General features: G+C 40.0%; 24 protein-coding genes and 1 tRNA gene. 19 read left to right on the plus strand and 6 right to left on the minus strand.

Features of this window, described 5'->3' with window-relative positions; translation table 11 throughout:
• Nucleotides 1-13: 13 nt before the first annotated feature.
• Nucleotides 14-235, minus strand: a complete 222-nt coding sequence (locus tag EKM65_RS05325) for a helix-turn-helix transcriptional regulator (RefSeq protein ID WP_125606374.1) — start codon at nt 233-235, stop codon at nt 14-16.
• Between the two features lie 134 nt (nt 236-369).
• Between EKM65_RS05325 and EKM65_RS05330 the strand changes: the two genes are divergently transcribed.
• Nucleotides 370-1,158: a helix-turn-helix domain-containing protein gene (locus tag EKM65_RS05330; RefSeq protein WP_125606376.1), complete on the plus strand. Its 789-nt coding sequence runs from the start codon at nt 370-372 to the stop codon at nt 1,156-1,158.
• A gap of 125 nt (nt 1,159-1,283) precedes the next feature.
• A complete protein-coding gene (locus EKM65_RS05335) occupies nt 1,284-2,432 on the plus strand; it encodes a site-specific integrase (protein ID WP_125606378.1) in 1,149 nt (382 codons plus the stop codon).
• A 129-nt stretch (nt 2,433-2,561) separates the two neighbouring features.
• Here the strand turns inward: EKM65_RS05335 and EKM65_RS05340 are convergent.
• Nucleotides 2,562-2,634: transfer RNA gene (locus tag EKM65_RS05340), tRNA-Lys, on the minus strand.
• A 193-nt stretch (nt 2,635-2,827) separates the two neighbouring features.
• On the opposite strand from EKM65_RS05340, the gene EKM65_RS05345 reads away from it, so the two are divergent.
• The 7 genes from EKM65_RS05345 (at nt 2,828) to EKM65_RS05375 (ending at nt 11,959) form a co-directional block, all read left to right on the plus strand.
• On the plus strand, nt 2,828-3,997 hold the full coding sequence (locus EKM65_RS05345; protein ID WP_125606380.1) for an iron-containing alcohol dehydrogenase: 1,170 nt from the start codon (nt 2,828-2,830) through the stop codon (nt 3,995-3,997).
• Nucleotides 3,998-4,356: 359 nt separating this feature from the next.
• Entirely contained in the window at nt 4,357-5,064 is a 708-nt protein-coding gene (yycF, locus tag EKM65_RS05350) for a response regulator YycF (protein WP_125606382.1), read from the plus strand.
• Nucleotides 5,065-5,227: 163 nt separating this feature from the next.
• Entirely contained in the window at nt 5,228-7,126 is a 1,899-nt protein-coding gene (walK, locus tag EKM65_RS05355; RefSeq protein WP_125606384.1) for a cell wall metabolism sensor histidine kinase WalK, read from the plus strand.
• Entirely contained in the window at nt 7,119-8,432 is a 1,314-nt protein-coding gene (locus tag EKM65_RS05360) for a YycH family regulatory protein (protein ID WP_164506835.1), read from the plus strand. Before walK ends, EKM65_RS05360 begins: the two co-directional genes overlap by 8 nt.
• Before the next feature lie 12 nt (nt 8,433-8,444).
• Complete coding sequence (locus tag EKM65_RS05365) at nt 8,445-9,413, plus strand: two-component system regulatory protein YycI (RefSeq protein ID WP_125606388.1); 969 nt, start codon at nt 8,445-8,447, stop codon at nt 9,411-9,413.
• 152 nt (nt 9,414-9,565) lie between these two features.
• Nucleotides 9,566-10,378 carry an MBL fold metallo-hydrolase gene (locus EKM65_RS05370; RefSeq protein WP_125606390.1) on the plus strand — a complete coding sequence of 271 codons (813 nt, stop codon included), beginning with the start codon at nt 9,566-9,568 and terminating at the stop codon, nt 10,376-10,378.
• Between the two features lie 228 nt (nt 10,379-10,606).
• Entirely contained in the window at nt 10,607-11,959 is a 1,353-nt protein-coding gene (locus tag EKM65_RS05375) for a S1C family serine protease (RefSeq protein ID WP_404803131.1), read from the plus strand.
• Nucleotides 11,960-13,013: 1,054 nt separating this feature from the next.
• Here the strand turns inward: EKM65_RS05375 and EKM65_RS05380 are convergent.
• Nucleotides 13,014-13,511 carry a QueT transporter family protein gene (locus EKM65_RS05380; RefSeq protein WP_125606394.1) on the minus strand — a complete coding sequence of 166 codons (498 nt, stop codon included), beginning with the start codon at nt 13,509-13,511 and terminating at the stop codon, nt 13,014-13,016.
• Between the two features lie 447 nt (nt 13,512-13,958).
• Between EKM65_RS05380 and rlmH the strand changes: the two genes are divergently transcribed.
• Nucleotides 13,959-14,438 (plus strand): 23S rRNA (pseudouridine(1915)-N(3))-methyltransferase RlmH, encoded by a 480-nt coding sequence (rlmH, locus tag EKM65_RS05385; RefSeq protein WP_125606430.1) that lies wholly within the window; start codon nt 13,959-13,961, stop codon nt 14,436-14,438.
• A gap of 101 nt (nt 14,439-14,539) precedes the next feature.
• Entirely contained in the window at nt 14,540-15,061 is a 522-nt protein-coding gene (locus EKM65_RS05390) for a 2'-5' RNA ligase family protein (protein ID WP_125606397.1), read from the plus strand.
• A 285-nt stretch (nt 15,062-15,346) separates the two neighbouring features.
• Here the strand turns inward: EKM65_RS05390 and EKM65_RS05395 are convergent, their stop codons facing one another.
• From EKM65_RS05395 to EKM65_RS11455, 3 genes are read right to left on the minus strand one after another with little or no spacing between them, the layout of a single operon-like run.
• On the minus strand, nt 15,347-15,760 hold the full coding sequence (locus EKM65_RS05395) for a VOC family protein (RefSeq protein ID WP_125606399.1): 414 nt from the start codon (nt 15,758-15,760) through the stop codon (nt 15,347-15,349).
• A gap of 15 nt (nt 15,761-15,775) precedes the next feature.
• On the minus strand, nt 15,776-16,312 hold the full coding sequence (locus EKM65_RS11450) for a hypothetical protein (RefSeq protein WP_225420409.1): 537 nt from the start codon (nt 16,310-16,312) through the stop codon (nt 15,776-15,778).
• A gap of 9 nt (nt 16,313-16,321) precedes the next feature.
• On the minus strand, nt 16,322-16,909 hold the full coding sequence (locus EKM65_RS11455; protein ID WP_225420410.1) for a Gfo/Idh/MocA family protein: 588 nt from the start codon (nt 16,907-16,909) through the stop codon (nt 16,322-16,324).
• A 329-nt stretch (nt 16,910-17,238) separates the two neighbouring features.
• Here EKM65_RS11455 and rsmG point away from each other — a divergent pair, with 329 nt between their 5' ends.
• The 8 genes from rsmG (at nt 17,239) to guaB (ending at nt 24,482) form a co-directional block, all read left to right on the plus strand.
• Nucleotides 17,239-17,967, plus strand: a complete 729-nt coding sequence (gene rsmG / locus EKM65_RS05405; protein ID WP_125606401.1) for a 16S rRNA (guanine(527)-N(7))-methyltransferase RsmG — start codon at nt 17,239-17,241, stop codon at nt 17,965-17,967.
• Nucleotides 17,968-17,995: 28 nt separating this feature from the next.
• On the plus strand, nt 17,996-18,871 hold the full coding sequence (locus tag EKM65_RS05410) for a ParB/RepB/Spo0J family partition protein (protein ID WP_125606403.1): 876 nt from the start codon (nt 17,996-17,998) through the stop codon (nt 18,869-18,871).
• Nucleotides 18,872-19,642 (plus strand): ParA family protein, encoded by a 771-nt coding sequence (locus tag EKM65_RS05415; protein WP_125606405.1) that lies wholly within the window; start codon nt 18,872-18,874, stop codon nt 19,640-19,642.
• Nucleotides 19,629-20,501: a ParB/RepB/Spo0J family partition protein gene (locus EKM65_RS05420; protein ID WP_125606407.1), complete on the plus strand. Its 873-nt coding sequence runs from the start codon at nt 19,629-19,631 to the stop codon at nt 20,499-20,501. The genes EKM65_RS05415 and EKM65_RS05420 overlap by 14 nt, the downstream gene beginning before the upstream one ends.
• A 12-nt stretch (nt 20,502-20,513) precedes the next feature.
• A complete protein-coding gene (locus EKM65_RS05425) occupies nt 20,514-20,759 on the plus strand; it encodes a DUF951 domain-containing protein (protein ID WP_125606409.1) in 246 nt (81 codons plus the stop codon).
• A 38-nt stretch (nt 20,760-20,797) separates the two neighbouring features.
• Nucleotides 20,798-21,901 (plus strand): redox-regulated ATPase YchF, encoded by a 1,104-nt coding sequence (gene ychF, locus EKM65_RS05430; RefSeq protein WP_125606412.1) that lies wholly within the window; start codon nt 20,798-20,800, stop codon nt 21,899-21,901.
• A 37-nt stretch (nt 21,902-21,938) separates the two neighbouring features.
• Entirely contained in the window at nt 21,939-22,703 is a 765-nt protein-coding gene (locus tag EKM65_RS05435) for a DUF1129 family protein (protein WP_125606414.1), read from the plus strand.
• 294 nt (nt 22,704-22,997) lie between these two features.
• Nucleotides 22,998-24,482 carry an IMP dehydrogenase gene (gene guaB / locus EKM65_RS05440; protein WP_125606416.1) on the plus strand — a complete coding sequence of 495 codons (1,485 nt, stop codon included), beginning with the start codon at nt 22,998-23,000 and terminating at the stop codon, nt 24,480-24,482.
• Nucleotides 24,483-24,600: the final 118 nt, after the last annotated feature.

The raw sequence follows: 24,600 nt of genomic DNA on the forward strand, positions 1-24,600 counted from the left end.
TTCTTTCTATGGACTATTTCTGTACATTGCTACCAAAAAAAATTTCGTCAATACTAACAGGACCATTAATTCTATTTGAAATAATTTCTTTAATAGTCACTTTTTCATCATCGCTGAAAGAAACTCGTCCTTGCTCCTTTGCTTGATAAGATGAGAGATTCATATTAGCTAAACTAGACAATTCTTTTTGAGTTAGTCCAGCAAATTGACGATAGCGTTTGATGCTTAAAATCATTTTTGCACCTTCCTTTTTAAAATGTACTTTCGATGTACGTTATCATAATACACAAAACTAATTGTAAAATCAAATGTAACTATGTACTTTTTCAGGACTTTGTAATAACATACTGATGAAAGGCGGTGTGATTATTGAAAGTAAATAAGATAGAAGTCGGTCGACGTATATATGAATTAAGAACTGCTAAAAACTTAAGTATGTCTGAATTAGCGAATAAAATTAACGTTTCAGGGAAAAGTACTGTTAATGAGTGGGAAAAAGGACGAACTTTACCCAATAAAAAGACTTTAAGAAAGTTGGCTGATTTTTTAGGGGTCGATGAAAATTATATCCTTTTTGGTTCACTCCAAAGTTATGTTGTTGACTTAATTAAATATCAATGGAAACAAATGGATAATGAACCTAATGAACTTACAAGTGCAATATATGAATATCTTTCACGATTGACAACGATTAAACAAGATGCAGAAAAATTCACTATGACACCACCTACTGATACAATGATTTCTCAACTAGCATTGAAGGGACACTACATTGAAAGCTTATTACAAGCATGTTTACCAGATATAATGAAGGAGTTAAAAGACAATAATATTAGCTATGAAGATGAAAAAATCATTCAAGTTGCTACGCGATGCATTGTTTCAGAAACCATAGGCCGGGGAGCAACGTTTTCTGGTGAAGTCCAAAGATTAAAAAATGCACTGATTGATATTAGTAACACGAGTAACATTACTTTAATTCCTGAAAATATGACCATTGATGAATATGTAAAGTTATACGGGGGAGATTCTAGAGACGATCCACGGTCAGTCTATGAAAGTTATTATTCGGGAAGAATGTATAATCTAATTGAAAGTTTCAAGACAGAAATTAACACTTTGAACGATGAATATAAATCTAATGTGAATAAATTTTAAAAAAGAATTAGTCCAGGTTATAAAACAATTTTTAATATATTAAGCAATATTTGTAGTAATTCCTTTTATCACAGCATAACCAATACATAGCACGCCCGCCAGCAAGCTATGAAAGGTTGATAACTATGGCATCATTCAAGCAATATGAAACAAAAGACGGCACTAAGTTGTGGAAAACAGATGTTTATCTTGGTATTGATCTACAAACTGGAAAGCCAAAACATACGGTTAGACGTGGTTTTAAGACAAAAAAAGAGGCTTCGCTTGTAGCATCTAGGTTAGAACTGGACGCATCGCAAGGAAACCTTGAAAAGGAAAACAATATTCTATTTTCAGCCGTCTATGATGAGTGGTATCAAGCTTATATCAATACCGTTAGCGAAAGCACTTGGAATAGAACGGCGGGTATGTTTGATAACCATATTCTACCAGCTTTAGGAAAATATCGCATTAGGACGATTACGGTAGATCAAGTACAAAAAGAAGTTAATAAGTGGTTTAAGATTGCTACCCGTAACTATAAGCGGTGGTATAACTACGTTGTTAATGTCTTTGAATTTGCCTTAAAGCGTGGTTATATTGAGAAAAACATTGCCAAATTGGTTACATTGCCTAAGAAACACGCATCAGCAGGCGATGCTCCAGAGAATTTTTGGGATAAAGAACAATTAGAAACATTCTTTAGTTACATTGACCCAAATAAGGAAACCGAAAAGTATACCTTATTTAGAGTGTTAGCATTTTGTGGTGTCCGCCGTGGTGAGTGTTTAGCCTTAACTTGGAACGATATTAACTTCACTGATAGCACGATGAGAATTAATAAGACGTTGACACAAGGAGAGGGCGGAAAGCAAATAGTCCAGTCGCCTAAGACTAAGCATTCACGGCGTACGATTGATTTAGATCCAGCCACGGTTAATTATCTAAAGCACTGGAAAGCCGTTCAGAAACGCAAATATTTAATGCTAGGCATCAATACGTTACAACCTAACCAATTAATCTTTTCAAATACTAAGAACGGCTACCATTCGCTTAATACACCTGCTAAGTGGTTGAAACCTATCATCGCCGATCATAATTTAAAACCTATCACGATCCACGGTTTTAGGCATTCGCATGCATCGCTTTTATTCTCAGCAGGCGCAAGCATTAAAGAAGTACAACTTAGATTAGGTCATGCTGATGTGGCTACAACGTTAAATATCTATACTCATGTCACCAAAAAGCAAAATAAAGAAGCGGTTGAAAAGCTAGCTAATTATGCTAATTTTTAGTTGATCCGTGACGGTCATTTTGACGGTCATTGACGGTCACTAGCTACTTTTCAATGACATTCAAGGCAACAAAAAAACCAGCAACCACGGTGTTTTACCACTGCGTGATCACTGGTTAATGTCATTTGATGGGTGGTCAGGGGATCGAACCCTGGACCCACGGATTAAGAGTCCGTTGCTCTGCCAGCTGAGCTAACCACCCATATGAACTTGACGACTTAAATATATTATCATAGGAAACGTATACCTGCAACCCTTGGTGGTGAAAAAGTTTGAATTTCTAACTTTTTTGTGAGATTTGTCTAAAATTTTGACAGATGATAATAGCTGTCAATATTATTTTTTTACGCGTTGATTTATAATCGACTTATTCTATAAGCTAGTGAGGAAAAAACATGAAAACAAATTTTGATTTCTTATCACCAAGCGTTAACTTCTTTGGCCCTGGTGTCATCGAAAAGATCGGCGATCGCGCTAAGATGTTAAATATGAATCATCCTTTAATTGTCACTGACAAATTTCTAGAGAGTGTCGCAGATGGTCCTGTTGCGCAAACTTTAGCTTCATTGAACAAAGCTGGTGTTACTTATACCATTTATAACGGCGTTGAACCTAATCCTAAGATTCATAATATTCAAGAAGCTAAGGCACTTTATTTAGCTGAAAACTGTGACAGTATTATTACTGTTGGTGGTGGATCTGCTCATGATACTGGTAAAGGTACTGGCATCATTCTAACTAATGGCGAAGATATCACATCACTTGCTGGTATTGAAACGTTGGATAAACCATTGCCACCATTGATGGCCGTTAATACGACTGCTGGAACTGGTTCAGAATTAACGCGTCATTGTGTAATCACTAATCAAGAAACTCATTTGAAGTTTGTGGTTGTTTCATGGCGGAATATTCCGCTGGTTTCGTTTAATGACCCTCTATTAATGCTTGATGTTCCTGCTAAGCTAACTGCTGCCACCGGTATGGATGCTTTCGTTCAAGCTATCGAACCATATGTGTCAACTAACCGGAATGAATTAACTGACGGTATGTGTATTCAAGCGATCAAGTTAATTGAAGGTAGTTTGCGCGAAGCTGTTGCTAATGGTCACAACGTTGAAGCTCGGACGCAAATGGTCGAAGCTGAAATGTTAGCTGGTATGGCTTTTAACAATGCCGATTTAGGTTACGTTCATGCGATGGCGCACCAATTAGGTGGTCAATATGATGCGCCTCACGGTGTTTGTTGTGCCTTATTATTACCAATTGTAGAACGTTACAATATTATTGCTGCACCAGAGCGCTTCGCTGAGTTGGCTAAGATAATGGGCGAGAATACGGAGGGTCTTTCAACACGTGCTGCTGCTGAATTAGCAATTAAAGCGATGCGGCAAATGGCAGATGATGTTGGGATCCCGCGTAGCATTAAAGAGATCGGCGCAAAGCCAGAGGACTTCCCTTTGATGGCAGAAAATGCTTTAAAGGATGGCAATGCCTTCTCTAATCCGCGTAAAGGAACTAAAGAAGAGTTAATTCAATTGTTCCAAGAAGCGTATGATCAAGAATAAGTAAGTTATTAAAGAAAAGTTTTGAAAAAACGGGCAATTATAAGTAGTGGCGTTGAAATACGTTGACTGCTTATAATGGTCCATTTTTTTTTAGATAAGTTTGCAGTACATCTTGTCTCAACGTAAATAAAATGCTGACAGGTTTACCAATTCGCGGACCTTGAGAGTAAGCTGAAACGCGCTTAAAACAACTGGTGCCAGTGAGTTTAAGCGTGAAGCTCACTGTGTTGATGTGCGATGATCTTCCGTTTGAATTTATGTCACCAGACCGTTATTTTTCGTGCTTTTAATGAAGTTTTGTGCTTTTGCCACAAAGTTAGTATAATGGGAGTAGCGTTTCCTAAGGAGGAACCATGTAGATGGCAAAGAAAATTTTAGTTGTTGACGATGAGAAGCCTATTTCTGATATTGTCAAGTTTTCTTTAACCAAAGAAGGCTACGATGTTTCAGTGGCTTATGATGGTGAAGAGGCCTTAAAGAAAGTAGAAGAAGTTAATCCTGATTTAATCTTGTTGGACTTGATGTTACCAAAAGTTGATGGTTTGGAAGTTGCTCGTGAAGTGCGCAAAACTCATGACATGCCCATTATTATGGTCACGGCGAAAGATTCCGAGATTGATAAAGTAATTGGTCTGGAATTAGGTGCTGATGATTATGTGACCAAGCCGTTTTCTAACCGCGAATTAGTTGCACGTGTTAAAGCTAACTTGCGCCGGCAAGCGACTGCAGTAGCAGACGCTGATGAGAGCTCGCATCACGAAATTGATATCGGTGATTTGACAATTTATCCTGATGCTTACGATGTCGCAAAGCGTGGTGAAAAGATTGAATTAACTCACCGTGAATTTGAATTGCTTCATTATTTAGCTAAACATTTAGGTCAAGTCATGACGCGTGAACATTTATTACAAACTGTTTGGGGTTATGATTATTTCGGCGATGTGCGGACGGTTGATGTGACCGTTCGACGATTGCGAGAGAAGATCGAGGATGATCCTAGTTATCCTAAATGGATCATAACGCGACGCGGTGTTGGTTATTTCTTGAAGAATCCAGATAACGAATAATAATCAAAGGGCTAAAATAATTAGGTTAGGCAGCTCATCAGTTGAACTTTAGTAACGAGGGATAACTGAGCATGCATGAAGCGTGGTAACACGCACCAATTATTTTGGCTTTTTTAGTTAGAAGCAAGGAAGTGAAGGGCGCAATTAATGCGTGACTTACTGAATGAACGGAAAAATTAAACCATTTCAATCAATTCATTTCAAAATTGCGATTGTCTTTGTGCTATTGCTATTAGTCACCATTGAAATCATTGGGGCTTATTTTGTGAAGCAATTGGAACAGCAGAATATCACTAATTTTGAAAACTTGGTCACGATTCAACCCTATATTACAACGCAATTGTCAACAGAACTGGCTGATGAAGATACCGAAACAGCTAACCGCAATATCAAAAATATTGTTGCTGATGTTGACAACTCGTCAATCTCTGAAGTTTTGGTGGTCGATAATAAAGGGATTGTTCGTGGCACAAGTAATGCCAATGATCAAGCAAGTATTGGTCTGCGGACACCGCGGTCTGATATTAAAAGTGTCATTTACTCCAATCATAAAAAAACTGAAATCACGTCAACTTCTGATGGCAGCTTCTACACGTCGATTGCACCATTAACGAATCAAAGTACCGATGCGAACCAAGTTGTTGGGGCAATTTATGTGCGCGCAAGCATGGACACGGTTTATCGTAATATTAATCAAGTGACGGTCATCTTTTTGACGGCTTCTTTAGTCGCAGGTTTATTGGGGATGGTCATTGCAATTTTCATCGCCCGCGCGATTACGCAACCAATTGATGAAATGAAGAAACAAGCGATTCGAATTGCTGATGGGGATTATTCTGGACAAGTACGCGTTTACGGTCATGATGAATTAGGGCAATTAGCATTAGCGGTTAATAATTTGTCGATTCGTGTGGAAGAAGCTCAAGAGGTTTCTGATGCGGAACGGCGGCGGCTAGATTCGGTTTTGAGTCACATGACCGATGGTGTGATTGCGACTGACCGGCGTGGCAACGTGACGATTATTAATGAGGCAGCACAAACGTTTCTAAGTACAAATGTGGATGAAACAATTGGCGAATCAATTTTAAATGTTCTGGGTATTGAGAACGAATATTCTTTACGTGACTTATTAGAGAATAAACGCGACATGGTGATTGAACCTAGCAAGAAAGCCACCGGCGATGCTGCTAATAAGACGATTCAGCCACTACCGTTGAATGAGCGCAAGTTGATTTTGAAAGTTGATTTCTCCTTGATTCAACGAGAGACAGGATTCATATCAGGTATTGTCTGCGTCTTACATGATGTTACGGAGCAGGAAAAAAATGAACGCGAACGGCGAGAGTTTGTTTCCAATGTTTCCCATGAATTACGGACGCCGCTAACTAGTGTACGTAGTTATATAGAAGCCTTGACTGATGGTGCCTGGAAAGATGAGAAGTTGGCACCGCAGTTCTTAACCGTTACTCAAGAAGAAACCGATCGGATGATTCGCATGATCAACGAATTACTGGCGCTTTCGCGAATGGATCAGGGCACGGCTAAGATGGATTTGGAATACGTCAACTTGAATGAGTTCTTCGGTTATATTCTAGACCGTTTTGATATGATGCTGAAAACAGGAAAGCCTGATTCTAAGCAGAAGCACTATTCAATTAAACGCGAATTAACGCAGAAAGATCTTTGGGTTGAAATTGACACCGATAAAATGATGCAAGTCATCGACAACATCATGAACAATGCGATTAAATATTCACCAGATGGCGGTGTGATCACCGCTCGATTAATTGAAGCCCATGATAATGTGGTCGTTAGTATCAGTGACCAAGGTTTGGGTATTCCCCGTAAAGATATTTCCAAAGTCTTTGACCGTTTTTATCGGGTTGATAAAGCCCGCTCGCGTAAACAAGGCGGTACTGGGTTGGGCTTAGCGATTTCTAAAGAAGTTGTCGAAGCACATCATGGTCGTATTTGGGTTGATAGTGCTGAGGGTCGTGGTTCAACATTCTATATTTCTTTACCTTATCAGCCTTATGAAGACGGAGATGAATGGGATGCGTAGAACAAATCTTTTGGTCCGTTTATTATTGATTATTGCGGTTATTATTAGTCTGGTGTTGTCGGTTTTAATTTGGACGAATAATCAGCGTTATGAACGTAAAACAGATACTGAAACGAGTGCTAAACGTGAAGAAACGACGACTGAACAAACCAACTTTGAACAAGTTTACTTGCCAACTCAAGTTGTGAATGTGACCGCTAGTAAGCAGCACCATTTGATTTATGATCATCAGGTTAGCTTGGCGGCAGAATTGCGCGATGTGATGAAGAAATGGCGTTTTCGAATTGTCCGCGCCAGTTACACTAATTATTCAGACTTGATTGATTCGCCGTCGACGTTGCAATTAGGTTATCGCGATTTTATTTCATTGAAGTTGTTCGGTAAAGTTGAATCGCAAACAACCTTGCAGAAACTTAATCGCGATCATAAATTTACTCGGATTATTTTCTCGACTGATACGCAAATGGGGACTGTTTATTTCGTTAATGATAAGACAAAGCAGGTTTGGCAAAGTTCAGTAAGTAATGTAAAGATTAGCCAAGTAACGAAACTGATTAAAGCGGCAGATTTTTCTACCACTGTTGACCAACAACATTTACATGGCCAGCTACGAACTTATTATGAACAACCAGTTTCGTTAACGCCTTACAGCTATTTAATTAATCGTCGCAATGAAAACACCTATATTTCCGCGTTGTTGAGCGATAGTACCAACTCTGCTGTCGACACACGCGAGTCTGGTAGTAAGACGATTTATTATGGCGGTAGTTATCGTAATCGTCAATTAACGGTTGACCATCGCCGTGATCAATTGAAATTTGTTGATAACACGGTTACGAGCTTGCCTGATTCATTACAAGGTTTATTAGAAAAGGGCTTTACTGCCATCAACGATGTTGGCAATCCATTGGCGGACATTCGTTATTTTAGTGCCGATGAAAAAACGCATCGTGTTTCTTATCGAAGTTATGTTGAAGGCTACCCGATTTTTCAACAAAGTGATTATGGTGCCTTTGAAGCTAATTTTAACAATACTGGTAGTACGATTAACTTTTCAAGTCGAACGTTGCAAGTGCCAGTGCCATCCAAGAGTACTAAAGTTGTTTTACCAGCAACTAAAGTAATGATTCAACAATTAGTAACGGCTGGCTATACGGAAAAACAAATTCAAGATTTCGCGGTTGGCTATCGCTGGGTACCTGACACTGATGAAACGGACATTGTTGATTTAAGGCCAACCTATTATGTTAAAATTGATAATCGCTGGCGTGATTACCAAGATTGGTTAGCAGATAAAACGAAGTAGGAGGTGAACTGAATGGATTTTCGTCGCATTGAATGGATCTTTTTGATCGTTTTTATCGGTCTTGATATCTTCCTAGGCGTTTCTTACATGCAAAATAATAACAACATTGTTTTCTCCGATGATCAAACTGCTTCTACTAGCAGTACAATCTTACGCGATATGCGCGATGATAATATTACGGTTGGTTCACTTTCGACTAAGCAAAGTGAAGGTTATTATCTTTCTAGTCAGGTCACTGATCCGCTGCGCCAATATCTTAGTGAGCTTAGTAATCAAACTTATTCATACAACCGTGCCACACATATATTGCGCAGTGAATTCGGGATTCCAGTACTGTTATCTAAGAAGAAGGCAGTCGCTGAATTAAAGCTCTATGTTAAGACTGGTAATAATATTATTTTTGGTAGTCACTATGAATATTCTGCTGGTCTGTCCTCGAATGATAATATTGTTTTTATTCAAAAGACTAAGCACGGGGCAATTATCGATTCACAGGGGGAACTGGTTTTTAAAATCTCCAATAATGCGGTAGTCAGTTACACGCAAACATATGTCAGTGATTTAACAGTTCTGCGGGAAAAGCAAACGACAATCAGTGCTTACGACGCTGTGCAATTACTTTATATTTCCAGTGAAATTCCTGAAAATTCTAAAATTATTTGGTGTAAATTAGGTTATTCAGAATTAATAAATGTTCGTGGCAGTGTGATTTTTGTGCCGGTGTGGAATGTCATGGTTCAGCATAAAGGAACGAATAATGAAGCCTTGAAGAAGGTCAACGCTTTAAATAGCACTGTTATTAAAAATCAAAGTTCTAGTGGTAGCACAACGTCCTCTAGCTCGTCTTCGAGTACGACAGAGACAAATTCAAATACGTCAACGAATGATGCCTCAACAAGTGTTGATGCCAGTTCAATTCTTAGTTCTGATACCTCCAGTAGTACGACCACAGATTCCGCGGCAATTCCAGCCACGAATTAACAATTCAGCGATGATCAGAGATTGAGGCTAATGCTTGAAATTGGCGCAATCTCTTTTATTTTTCTAATAATTAGTCTTTAGCAATCGCATCTTGGCGTTGTTCATGCTAAGCTAACGATGGTTTATTTTTTAGCGAAGGGGAGCTTTATAAGATGACTTTGGAACAAAGTCAGGGAATGTACGTTAGTGTTTTAGCTAGCAGCAGTTCAGGTAATGCGACGTATATTGAAACACCACAGCAAAAGGTATTAGTTGATGCCGGCCTGTCTGGTAAAAAATTAGCAGAATTAATGAGCAGTATTCACCGCGATCTCAATGATGTCGATGCTTTATTTGTGACGCATGAACATACGGACCATATTCATGGTGTTGGTGTTTTGGCGCGGCGTTATCATATGGCTGTCTATGCCAATGAGGGAACGTGGCAAGCGATGGCTCCTAAAATTGGTAAGGTGGCGCTAGAGCAACAACATATTTTCAAAATGGGAACAGTTTTGACGTTGGGTGATTTAGATATTGAAAGTTTCGGCGTGTCTCATGATGCAGCTGAACCGCAATTTTATCAGTTTCATCACGATGATAAGGCCTTTGCAATTTTAACTGACACAGGGTATGTTTCTGACCGTGTGGCGGGGACAATCAAGGACGCCGACGGCTACTTAATGGAATGTAATCATGATTTAAACATGTTGCGCAATGGTGCCTATCCTTGGTCATTAAAGCAACGGATTCTTAGTGATCGCGGACATTTATCTAATGATGATGGTGCCCAGACATTAATGGAGGTTCTCGGCCATCGTACTAAGCATATTTTTCTTGGTCATTTAAGTCAGGAAAATAATTTTAAAGATTTAGCGCATGCAACGGTCACCGAGTTTTTAAAGGACCATGACTATGCAGTGGGTCAGGATTTTAAGATCCTTGATACAGATCCGGCGCTTGCTGATCCCTTGACTAAAATTTAGTGAGCTTTTTTAGAGCTCAGTTTTGTGATTTGTTTTATTATTTAACTATGGACAAAACCAAAATTGCTTTAATTGTGTTGTTAATTGAATTGTTATCTTTCCTTACGAAAAATAACATGATTAGTTAACGATTTAGCAAAGGTTAGTTCATAGTTTTTTCATACTTTCTCAGTAATATGTAAATTGAATGATCAGTCAATACTGTGATTTTTTTAAGGAGATGGATAGATAATGAACGAACAAAATAATCTAAATGATTTTAATAGTCAAAACGCCAATGGCGGTCAACATCGGGGCAAAAAAGGTGTTTCCCTGTGGCAAATCGCTATTGTAGCTGTTATTTCTGCTTTAATTGGTGGTGGTGTCGCCTTTGCTGGCTTTGAAATGGTTAATAAAGATCAAGCAACCTCTTCTGATAGCAGTACAACTTCAAGTGCAGCAGGAACAACCAAAGTTAGTAATGTATCGGTTAAAACAAGTAGTTCAATGACTAAAGCCTTCAGCAAAGTGGAAGGGGCGGTTGTTTCAGTGATTAATCAGCAAAAGGAAAGTCAACAATCTGATGATCCTTTTGCAAGCTTGTTTGGTAATAGCGGTAGTAGTGACAGTAGTGATGATGACAGCAGCAGTTCTTCTAGTAGCGATTCGAAATTGGAAACAGTTAGTGAAGGTTCTGGCGTGATTTATAAGAAAGCCGATGGCAAAGCTTATATCGCCACTAACAATCACGTTGTTTCCGGCTCTGATAAAATCGAAGTTATCTTATCAGATGGGACGAAGTTAACTGCTAAAATTGTCGGGACTGATGCAACGACTGACTTAGCCGTCTTGTCAATTGATGCCGCCAAAGTTAAAACAGTTGCTACTTTTGGCAATTCTTCGACAATTACGACTGGTGAACCGGTCATTGCGATTGGTTCGCCATTAGGGAGTGACTATGCAACGTCAGTGACGCAAGGAATTGTTTCGGCCAAGGCGCGGACAATCGACGTTACGGATGAAGATTCTAATCAGGTGACAGGTCAAGCAACTGTTATTCAAACTGATGCGGCGATTAATCCAGGTAACTCTGGTGGTCCCCTAGTTAATAGTTCCGGTCAAGTCATTGGAATTAATTCTAGTAAGTTGGCTTCAAGTTCAGATGGTACTTCAGTTGAAGGAATGGGCTTTGCTATTCCTAGTGATGAAGTTGTTTCAATTACGAATCAATTAGTGACGAACGGTAAAGTTTCCCGTCCGGCATTAGGGGTTTCAATTGTCGACTTAGCCAATGTAACGTCTGATGCGCAAAAGTCAACCTTGAAATTACCATCTTCAGTAACGAGCGGCGTGGTAATCGCATCAGTTAATTCCGGTTCACCAGCAAAAACTGCTGGCTTAAAGAAGTATGATACGATTGTTGCAGTTGACGGTAAGAAAGTTGATAGTATCGCCACGATTCATACGATTGTTTATGCCCATAAATTAGGTGATAAGATTCAAGTCAAGTATTATCGTGATGGTACTGCCCATACGACAACAGTTACGTTAGATCAAGAAGCTAGTAGTAGTTCGACAAGTTCAAGCAGTAGCAGTAATTAATTAAATTAAAGTGATCAGTGAGAACGTCTAACCTAAATAAGGTTAGGCGTTTTTTGTGGAGTCAAGTTCAAATTCTTCAACAATTAGCAAGGGCTGTTATTAGTGGTAAGTAACTAATATTTGTAAACTAGACTTGAATAAGCAGTAATTATTAGTAATTATTCGGTTATTGCTGGGACATGTTTTATTGACAACTCGTATTTTGTTCCAGAACGCATAAAAATATTAGTCATCAAAGTTAATTTAGCAGCAAAGCCATATCAAATTAGTCTTGATAACTTAATAAAATTGAATAATCAGTTCGTTTTGGTTTCACAAGATTGTTCGCAAATAAGACATTGAAGTCTCTTAACCTTTTCTTAATAATTGCTAAGCAAAGATTGGAAATTTGTCAAGTACCTGTGTATTGTTTAATACTTATCCACAGCCTGTGAACAAAATTGTGCATAGTCAATAATAATGGGATTTAGCGAACCTCAAAAGTTATGCACATAATTGTTCACAGCTGTGAATAACTTTTGAACAGATGAGTGAAATCTACGATAACCCCCATCAGGTCAACTGTTTCACGATACCGGCAGAACTTTTCTTAGTGTGTATAAACGCTGAGAAATAAAAAATAAAATAAATTGCTTGACATCGTTCAATCGCTTATTTTGTATCAAGCCTATTTTTTGACACAAGATTTCGCGGCGAACATGTGTACAAGTGGATAACTATGTGGATAACTTGGGGATATTCACATATTAAAAGTCTGACTAACTATAAATACCCGTAAAAGCTGTGGATTTTTCTGGAATTTGTTTTTTTCGTTCCTAATTTGTTTCGGTTGCAAAATAAAGATGTGGATAAGTTATTCGCGTGGTCAAAATGACACAGAAAAAGGAGAGCGCTGAATCGAATGCAGTAACTGACTTCACTGTTTAGTTGGATCAATTATTTGATCGAATAAAACGGTGTAGTTAAGTGATTAGCATGCAGGTTTTCGGTTTACAACAGTGCAAAATAAAAGGAACCGGGATTTCTCCCAGTTCCTTGTCGCAGGATTATTCAATTACGAAACTAAATCGACGCGCTTGCTGATAAAGTAAAGTAAAACGGCGCCGATTGTTAGTGAAGCAAATTCACCAGCAGCGGTGGTTAAATAAGTGATCCAGAAAGGAAACTTAAGTAAAACCATTAATTCTGCAGCAATCATGAACATGAAGACCGTACCAATAATGACGGCACTAGCTAATTTGGCCTTGAGGTTGTGGAGACGCTTGCTAACAAAGTAGATTACAGTCAATGCTAGCAAAGTTTCTAACGAGCCCCAAATGATATCGACCGGCCCTAAAGTGCTGGATAAGTTGGCTAAGACACAGCCAATGGTAACACCCCAGATATAACGCTTGTTGAAAACCACCAAGCAAACCAACATCTCGGAAAGACGTAACTGAATTGCACCATAACCGAGGCCAAACATCTGACTTAAATAAGTCAGTGCCACATATAATGCGGCAATAATTGCGGCGATAACTAAATCGCGCAAGTGGTTCTGTTCTTTTGTCATTTCATGCACTCCTTTATGACACGAATTGTGCCACTAATTAACTGTAGCCAAAGGAGAAACCTCGCGGATTCAGAAGTGCTACAGTGGACATTGTCCGGTTACTAATATAACAGATGTTCATCAAATAGCAAGGATTCTAGTGACGTTACGCAGAATCCAACGTAAATAATGTTGTTCAGTAAATTAAATGGTCAACTTACTACAATGCGATTTTTTAATCGGAAGGTTCTAAAATCGCGGGTCAAAATACTAACCACGATTATTTGACGTTGTTGTGACGGAAAGGCTTGGGTCAAACTGATCCTGTCAGTTTTGTGCTACATGACCACAGAATTTAGCTAAATGAAACGATTGATTCATCATCGCGGCGAATCTTTTTTGATCTCACTTTCGTTTCAGGTGTTTGAGTGTAAAATGAGTATTAGTTGAAGTAGGGAGTTGAAGATGATGAACATTAAAATTGTTTGTGTCGGTAAATTAAAAGAGAAATATTTCAAGGCGGCGATTGCGGAGTATGCCAAAAGATTAAGTCGCTTTACCAAGTTCGAAATTGTTGAAGTTCCAGATGAAAAAGCACCGGAAAAGTTAAGCCAGGCTCAAATGGATCAAGTGATGCAACTTGAAGGTGAACGGATTCTCGACAAAATTAAAGATAAAGAATACGTGATTATCTTAGCGATTAAAGGGCGACAACGAGCTTCTGAGGAATTTGCTAAAGAATTGGCACGACTAACCACTTATGGTCATAGCGATCTCACCTTTGTTATTGGTGGCTCATTAGGGTTAAGCCCAGAAGTGCTAAGACGCGGTGCTGATACGTTAAGCTTCGGTAAATTAACACTGCCGCATCAATTAATGCGGGTTGTTCTGACGGAACAGATTTATCGCGCGTTTATGATTAATGAAGGCAGTCCATACCACAAGTGATGTTGGCACCTGCTGGAACCGGTTGAAATGTCACCATCGTAACACGCACGGCTAGAAAACAGTGTCGTTAGCAGCTTATTTCAGGACAGGAGGCCATGATTATGTTCAGGTCAATATTACTTTTCCCCAGCTTTGAAAATCAATTCGAAATTGATCAGATTAGAGCTCAGTATGATTCATTGGCAACACATATTCGCCCGCATATTTCTTTGGTATTTCCATTTGAAAGTAGTTGCCCAGATGTTTTAATTATCGACGCGGTTAAACGAATAGCAACGCAGTTTGGTTCATTTGCAATTCAATTAAGTAACGTTGGTGGTGCTCCGGAAGCCGGTTATGTCTGGCTGGAAGTTGCAAATGGCTCAGCAATTATTACCGCACTTCACGATGCCTTGTATCAGCAGCTTGAATTCAGTCGCTATTTACGGGCAGACTTGGCCTATATTCCTCACGTGACGATTGGGCAAGGATTAAATGAAGAAGTGGCTAAGAATTTACTTAGTCAACTGCAAGCAAAAAACTGGCAGTTTGAAACTGTTGTTAACTCAATATCAATCGAACATATTTTAAAGAATGATGATTCTGATGAATTTGCGCAAATCTATTTTGAAACGTCATGCTAATTGCTTCGATATCAACAAATAAAACGGCCGTTGCAGAGATAGTCAAAAAATGACACCGCTACGATTGCTGATCTGATTCAATGAATAAAGGTACAAAAATAAAAGTGGGACGAAAGCCGCGCTGAGTTGGCTAATAAACTTAGTCACTTTGTTTGACCATTTTATTCGAATAAAACAGTGTGGTTAGGTATTGGTACTCAGGCTTTGTCTTACAACAATCTAAAATACCTAGCGTTAGAATTTTGTTCTACTTTCTGATCGTCGTCGATTTAATTAGCGCGATGTTTAACGTAGCTGAAATGAGTCGGGTGTGTATTGCATGAATTCAATTTGGTTCCCATCAGGATCCTCGCTCCATAATTGGTAGGAATTGTCTGGGCCAAAACAAATCTCGCTGTTAACGGGCAGTCCTTTGGCACGTAACGATTGTTCAAGCGTTTGAATATCTTCAACTTCCAGACTTAAATGCAGATAACCATCAAACTGATAGCCGTGAGTGGCCTTTTCTCGATTATCAAGATCATAAAAGAGTTCTAGAAACTGGCCCGGTGTAATTTCTAAATATTTAATCCAAGGCCGATTCTTTTCGTCATTAAGCTCGAATTTATCGGTAAAGCCGAGGCCGTCAACATAATACTTTAAGGCGGCATTCATATCAGTTACTTTAAAAGAAACATGAGCAATTTGTTTAATTTGCATCGTTTTGTCCTCCAGTCAGACTAGTGCGCTTTCTTCAGTTGGTCCCCAAAATCCGTTATCAAGAAAACCGGATGGTAAGGGCTGTGGTTTTTCAAAAGTGGATTGCATGTGATAACGGTCACCGGTTTTAGAACTAATGTACATGCCGTGAATGAGTTCAAAGACGTGATAGCCCATTTCCATACTTGCGCGATGTGGGCGTTCTGCACGCATTGCCCAAGCCATTTCAGCGGCACCAAGACCACGAGAATCAGCTAGATAACCGTGTGTAAATGGAAATGCTGTAATTTCGTTGTTTGGTTTTTGAAGATAGTTTTGTGAACCGAAACAATTAGGGTCACCGAGTTTCAAAATGCCTTCTGTCCCATAAACAGTTAGAATCGGTTCTTCCGTTAAAATATTTTCAGAATTGACGTGAACAGTGGCTAAGACACCATTATCATATTGAACTAACGCGGTGAGAATATTTGCAGCTGCTACGGTTGTTGGTTCGTTAAACCAGGGTTTGTCCGTTCGTAAGCCGATGCGCTGTTTGTGATAAATTCGTCCCATACCGCTAACTTAAGTGGCCGGACCGAAAAGATTGGCAAGTGCTGTCAGGTAATAGCAACCAGTATCGAAGGGTAATGTCCCGCCCCTTTGATTCATATGGGGGAAAATATCAGCGTAGACACCAAAGTCACGATTGAGCGAAACGACAGCGGAAAGTGGTGTGCCGATTAAGCCTTGATCAAGAATATAACGGGCAGTTTGGATGCCACCACCTAAAAAAGTATCAGGCGCGACACCCAGCCGAACGTGATGCTCTCTGGCTAACCGACACAATTCTTGACCTTCCTCAAGATCTACAGCAAGCATTTTTTCTGAAAAAACATTTTTATCGTGTACTAACGCTTGCTTCGTAATTGAGTAATGCGCCGCCGGATTAGTTAGATTGATAATCAAATTAATATCAGGATCATTTAAGATTTGCTCGTAGCTCATGGCTTTAATGTTGTATTTAGCGGCTTGAGCGAGCATTTTACTACGATTAAGATCAAAACAAGCGACAACATTAGTAATTTCAAACTTAGATTGCAGAGAAGTGATATAAATATCACTAATGACGCCGCAACCAATAATGGCGATGTTTATTTTATCTATTTTCATGGTTAAAACCTCCCACCACATTGTAATCGATTACACGGCTGTTTTATACGTCTGTTGGCGAAAAAGCGTAATTTATCTTTTCTAAAAAGCTTCTCGCGGGATTGACTGGGAGACCGAGGCTAAGATTGTTAGCAAGACTCTTTTTTTAAAATTGAATTTAAAGGTTTGATTACGTAAAAGATTGCTGTTGAGCGATTGTCAAATCCGTAAGTTTCCTAATAGTTTTGCGCGATATAACGCGTTATGAACTTGCAAATGGTGGCGTTTTTCGTTAAAGTTAATTCAGTGCGTGAAACAACTATTTGTTTCACGAAGAACGCGAGGTTAATATGACACCCGAAGAATTTCGAATTGCTTTGGCAGAACAAGGCATCAACTTAACTGAACAACAAATGCGGCAGTTTGCTGACTACTATCAATTGTTAGTGGAAACGAATAAAAACGTTAATTTAACTGCAATCACAGAAAAAAATGACGTTTATTTGAAGCACTTTTATGACTCACTTACTTTAGTATTGGCTTTTCCACAGCTACGAACGGAATCGCTATCTTTATTAGATGTTGGTGCTGGTGCTGGTTTTCCATCAATCCCAATTAAAATTGCTTTTCCGCAATTACAAGTTAGTATTGTTGATTCATTAAATAAACGCATTAAGTTTTTGGAAGAACTGGCCACCACATTGTCTTTAGAAAACGTGGCGTTTTATCATCAACGAGCTGAGGACTTTGGTAGCAAACGGTCGCCATATCGTCAAAGCTATGACGTCGTAACAGCACGCGCGGTAGCCAACTTACCAGTCTTAGCAGAGCTGTGCTTGCCATTAGTGAAAAAAGGTGGCTACTTTATTGCCATGAAGGGCAGTAAGGGGCTCACTGAACTTGATGTTGCTGATCACGCCTTGCATGTTTTGGGCGGCAAGTTGGAACAGGCGGTTTCTTTAGCATTACCAATTACAGATGACCAACGCGCAATTATTGTTGTTAAGAAAACAAAAGAGACGCCCAAGACCTATCCGCGTAAACCGGGGACGATTAGCAAAGCACCACTAATAGGTTAGACGTTTAGCTGACTTAAGGGGGATCTAAATGGCTTTCTTTGATTCACAACCAAATCATTCAAATAATATTAGGCAAAACAGTCATGATCAGACTGAAGAAGATATTCAGCAGATTCCGGTTTTGCAAATCGTACCTAATCGTTTTCAACCGCGTAAGCAATTTAGTGCGGAGTCAATTGCTGAATTAGCGGGCACAATTGCTGCTCATGGCTTATTGCAACCAATTGTCTTGCGTGAATACAGTCGTGATCATTACGAGATTATTGCTGGTGAACGTCGTTTTCGTGCGGTCCAATCTTTAGGGTGGGCCAACATTTCCGCAATTATTAAGCAGATGACGGACCAAGAGTCTGCAGAAATGGCCGTTATCGAAAATCTACAGCGTGAGAATTTAAATCCGATTGATGAAGCAAATGCTTATCAGAAGTTACTAGATGTGACTCATGTGACACAGGGTCAATTGGCGCAGCGTTTAGGCAAGAGTCAGTCTTATGTGGCTAACCAGTTACGATTATTAAAGCTACCAGAAGCGGCGCAAAAAGCAATTGCTGCTGGCCAGATTACCGCACGCCATGGCCGGACACTTCTGAAGTTAGATTCGATCACACAGACAATTGTGTTAAAGCAAATTCTGACGGATCATTTGACGGTTAGCCAGACGGATCAATTGATTGCTAGCTTGAATGAGGCGCCACAAACAGTTGCCAAGCAAAAAAAGGCAACCAAGCAAATAGTTGATAAACCGCTAGATTTAAACAAAGTTGCAGTCAAGATTAAACAAACACTTAAAAAAATGACGACGGACCAAACAAAAATCACTTATCAAGAAAAGCATTCCCAGGATCATTACACGATTACGATCGATGTCTCAGTAGATCAGCCCAACAGTAAAGAGGAGAATTAAATGGTCAAGGTTATTTCCATAGCAAATCAAAAAGGCGGCGTGGGTAAAACCACCACTACTATCAATCTAGCAGCTTGCTTAAATGAGGCTGGCAAACGGATTTTGATTATCGATAGTGATCCTCAAGGTAATGCAACCAGTGGTCTGGGAATTAAGAAATCAGATGTTTCCCGTGATGTTTATGATGTTTTGATTAATGAAACCCCGGTGAAAAGGGCAATCTATCACACGAAGCGACCACACCTTGATATTGTACCCGCGACAATTCAATTGGCCGGTGCGGAGATCGAATTGACCAATCAGTCTGGCCGCGAGCAACGGTTGAAGAAAGGCTTGGCCGGCGTTAAGAAAGACTATGATTATGTCTTGATTGATTGCCCGCCGTCTTTGGGCCAATTATCAATCAACGCTTTTACCGCCAGCGACTCGATTATTATTCCGGTGCAGAGTGAATATTATGCCTTGGAAGGATTGAGCCAACTACTAAACACCGTGCGCTTAGTTCAAAAGCATTTTAATCCAGAGCTAAGTATTGAAGGCGTTCTGTTAACTATGTACGATGTGCGAACGAACCTTGGTGCAGAAGTGATTGAAGAAGTGCGCAAGACCTTTAGAGAACGAGTTTACCAAACAGTCATTCCGCGCATTACGCGTTTAGCAGAAGCGCCAAGTTACGGCATGGCGATTATTGATTATGATCATCGTTCCCGTGGCGCGGAAGTTTATGAAGCTTTAGCAAGGGAGGTTCTAATAGCTAATGGCGATAAATAAGAATTCAAAAGGACTTGGCCGCGGAATTGACGCACTTTTCTCTGACATTGAATCTTTAAATACGGATCAAGAAGTCGTTGAAGAATTAGCGTTAACTGATGTTCGTCCGAATCCCTACCAACCACGTAAAACTTTTGACGAAACGGCGTTACAAGAATTGGCTGATTCGATTGCCCAAAGTGGAGTATTTCAACCTATTATCGTACGTAAAAGTTTAAATGGTTATGAAATTATTGCTGGCGAGCGTCGTTATCGAGCAAGCAAGATGGCCGGTAAAGAAACCATTCCCGCAATTGTCCGGCAGATGGATGAGCAACAAATGATGGAAATTGCTGTGTTGGAAAACTTACAACGAGAAGATTTATCACCACTTGAAGAAGCAGAAGCTTATCAAACGCTCATCAAGAAGTTAGCATTAACGCAGGAGGAAGTTTCTGAACGAATCGGCAAAAGTCGGCCATACATTGCCAACTATCTACGGCTCTTAACTTTGCCAGATGAAACAAAGAAATATTTACAAGCTGGTAAATTATCAATGGCGCAGGCACGAACCTTGTTAAGCCTGAAGAAAAAAGACGAAATTAACGATGTTGCTCAAAAAGCGATCAAAGAAAACTTAACAGTGCGGCAGTTGGAACAATTGGTGCTCCAGTTGAATGCAGATAGACCAAAGGCAAAAACTAGTAAAGCTGTGAAATCGCCTTATATTCGGGCTACTGAAACAGCGCTAGTTGATCGTTTAGGGACTAAAGTTAAGATCAACGCTAATAAACGCGGCGCTGGTAAAATCGAGATTAACTACACATCAGTTAAAGATTTAAATCGAATTCTTGATACTTTAAACATTCAAGTCGATTAAGGAGGTAGTTCAATGTTTGAATTAGGTGATTTAGTTCAAATGAAAAAGCCTCACGCTTGCGGCGAAAACCGTTGGGAAATTATCCGGCTGGGCGCTGATATTAAAATCAAATGTATGGGCTGTGGTCATTTAGTGATGCTGTCGCGTCATGATTTCACTAGAAAGATGAAAAAGATCATGCAACCAGCTGCAGAAGTTGATCCCAGCACGGAGCCTGAATACTTAGTCCCTGCAGAGATTAAACGTCCGCGACTCTAAAAAATCATGCAAATAAATAAAAAAGAGGAAGTATAATCATGTCATTAACAGCTGGTATTGTTGGTTTACCAAACGTTGGCAAGTCAACCTTATTTAACGCAATTACTAAAGCAGGTGCCGAGATGGCCAATTATCCTTTTGCGACAATTGACCCTAACGTGGGAATGGTTGAAGTCCCTGACACTCGGTTAGCTCGAATTGATGAAATTATTCCCGCTAAGAAAATAGTGCACACAACTTTTGAATTTACCGATATTGCTGGAATTGTCAAAGGTGCCAGTAAAGGTGAGGGCCTCGGCAATAAATTCTTAGAGAATATTCAGCAAGTTGATGCCATTGTTCATGTTGTTCGAGCTTTCGATGATGACAATATTACCAGCGTTACAGGTACGGTTGATCCCAAAGATGATATTGAGACAATTAATCTGGAATTAATCTTCGCTGATTTGGATAGTATTAATAAACGTTATGAGCGCGTTGCCAAAGTTGCACGAACAACCAAGGACAAAGAAGCCGTCGCAGAATTTAACGTTCTTGAAACAATCAAACCTGCATTGGAAGCTGGTAAACCAGTTCGCTCAATCGAATTCGATGAAGAAGAACAAAAGATCGTTAAGGGGCTATTCTTACTAACAGCTAAACCGGTGCTTTATGTTGCAAATATTGCCGAAGAAGCAATGGCTGATCCTGATTCTGATCCATACTTCCAAGTTGTCCGTGATTATGCTGTTCAAGATAATGCTGAGGCGATTGCCATTTCTGCAAGAACCGAAGAAGAAATCGCCGAGTTAGATGATGCTGATAAAGCTGATTTCTTAGCTGCTGAAGGGGTCAGTGAGTCTGGCCTTGATAAGTTGATTAAGGCTTCATATTCATTGTTAGGCTTGGCTACTTTCTTCACTGCTGGTGGTCCAGAAACACGCGCCTGGACTTTTAAGAAAGGGATGAAGGCACCACAAGTCGCTGGTGTGATTCATTCTGACTTTGAACGCGGATTTATTCGGGCCGAGACGGTTTCGTTCGCTGATTTGGACAAGTACGGCAGTATGCAAGCTGCTCGCGAAGCTGGTCGGTTGCGTTCTGAAGGTAAAGAGTACGAAGTTCAAGATGGCGACATTATCGAATTTAGATTTAACGTCTAATGAATTAAATGAATGAGTTGAAAAGGAGCACATCATATTGGCATCTACAGAAGAAAGAAATCAACAAGCACGTGACGAACAAACACAAAAAATGACCGACAAAGAGTCATCAAAAGAGGCTGCTAACGCTCAAATCGAAGCGATGTCTCCAGCTGAGTTACGCGCTGAATTAACAAATAAGAATAATGATTACGTTTTTAAACTGCATAAATTACTTGTTGAGGCTGGTTATACTGATGCGGATGCAGACGCGAAACTCGATAGCATTCTACCAGAAATTATCAAAAATCAACGTATCGGTAAGCCGGCCAATCAAATCTTCGGTTCACCAAGTTTCCAAGTAGACCAACTTTTGCATCCAAAGAAAAAACCAACGGAATTAAAATATTGGATGCGTTCTGTTGACTGGACTTTCTTGTACCTAGTTATTTTGGGTGTGTTATTTAGCGTTATGGGCCTAATACCTAACAGTAATACCAAAAACAACGGCTCGTCTGGCCTGTTGAGTCTCTTAATCATGTCAGTTGCCTTTGGTTTCTTATTAACTTGGTTTACTGATGAGATGCAAGCTGCCCGTGATCGTCGTAAGAATGGCGAGAAGTCAAAAATGAGCTGGGGTGTTATCGGTAAAGGGGCGCTGGCTACTGTTGGTGTTTTATTGCTAGTCTCAATTACGGCCTTTATTAACCCAGCGTTAAATCCAGTTTTACCAGGTTGGGGTTACTTGGTGTTAGCTGCACTTGCCTATGGCGCACGCTACTTATTCCGCCGCTACTATCATATTACGGGACGATTAATGTAAAGTTAAAATTAAGGAAGTGGGGAAATCCCAGTTCCTTTTGTTTTATATTGTTTGAGAATAACAACTTAAGCCCCAATGTCTTAACATTGTCGTCCGGTCTAATTAAAGATTTAGTTAAACAGAACGGCTCGTTTAATTAGTCATTACAACGCGGTTCTTGATCAATCTCAAGTTGCGCAGAATTATTATTTGCGATTTCGTGATAATTCCCTGAAAAAGAACAAATTAACTGCTATAATGAACAACAACTATTAGCAAGTTACAACAAAAAAATATATCTGGAGGCTATCTTTAATGAGTAATTGGGACCACAAGTTTGTAAAAGAGGCACTTACTTTTGATGATGTGTTGTTAATTCCAGCTGAAAGCCATGTGCTACCGCATGATGTTGATCTGTCTGTTGATCTGGCAGCTAATCTGCACTTAAATGTACCAATCCTTAGTGCAAGTATGGATACGGTTACTGAAGCTAAGATGGCTATTGCGATGGCGCGTCAAGGTGGCCTAGGTGTGATTCACAAGAATATGAGTGTTGCTCAGCAAGCCGATGAAGTTCGCAAGGTTAAACGCTCGGAAAGCGGCGTTATAACGGATCCGTTCTATATGACACCCGATCATCCCGCTAAAGAAGCAGCCGAATTAATGCGACGTTATCGAATAAGTGGTGTACCAGTTGTTGCGGATAGTAAAAGCTTGAAATTAGTTGGGATTGTCACGAATCGCGATTTGCGTTTCGTAACCGACTTTGAGGCACCAGTTGAACAGGTTATGACCAGTGATCATTTGATTACGGCTAAAGCCGGAACTTCATTAACGGCTGCCGAAAAGATTTTACAACAATATCGGATTGAAAAATTACCATTAGTTGACGAGAACGGTCGCTTAAGTGGTCTAATTACAATTAAAGACATCGAAAATGTTAAACAATATCCTAACTCGGCTAAAGATGCTGATGGCCGTTTATTAGTTGCTGCGGCAGTTGGGGTTACTTCGGATACTTTTGAACGCGCTCAAGCCTTGTTTGATGCAGGTGCAGATGCAATTATTATTGACACAGCTCATGGGCATTCGGCAGGTGTTTTACGTAAAATTTCAGAAATTCGTGTTGCTTTTCCAGATAAGACGTTGATTGCTGGTAATGTGGCTACTGCAGCCGGTACAGCTGCCTTATTTGATGCAGGTGCAGATGTCGTTAAGGTTGGAATTGGTCCTGGTTCGATCTGTACGACACGAATTGTAGCCGGTGTTGGTGTTCCCCAAATTACAGCTGTTTATGACGCTGCTAGTGAGGCGCGTAAACGGGGCAAAGCAATTATTGCCGATGGTGGCATTAAGTTCTCTGGTGATATTGTTAAGGCTCTGGCTGCTGGCGGTACAGCCGTTATGCTTGGTGGTATGTTAGCAGGTACCGACGAAGCTCCCGGTGAATTCGAAATTTTCCAAGGTCGTCGTTTCAAGACATATCGAGGAATGGGTTCTCTGGCTGCTATGTCGCATGGCTCGGCTGATCGTTATTTTCAATCTGGTGTTAACGAAGCTGATAAGTTAGTTCCTGAAGGAATTGAAGGTCGGGTTGCTTATAAGGGTGCCTTGGCTGATGTTATCTTCCAGATGGAAGGCGGCTTACGTTCAGGCATGGGTTATGTTGGCGCAGCTAACATCTTAGAATTACAAGATAAAGCTCAATTTGTAAAAATAACGGGTGCAGGTTTACGCGAGTCACATCCACACGATGTGCAAATTACGAAAGAAGCACCAAATTACAGTATTGGTGACTAAGCGAGTAGAATGGAACTGGGATGAAAAGCCCAGTTCCATTTTTTGGTGCGCTCGGCATGATTGTTATCTAGGCGGTGAAAGTCCGCTATGAGCCGTAGTAGTCGGAATCATAAGTCGA

It is taken from the genome of Lapidilactobacillus bayanensis (assembly GCF_003946695.1).
Taxonomy (GTDB): Bacteria; Bacillota; Bacilli; order Lactobacillales; family Lactobacillaceae; genus Lapidilactobacillus; species Lapidilactobacillus bayanensis.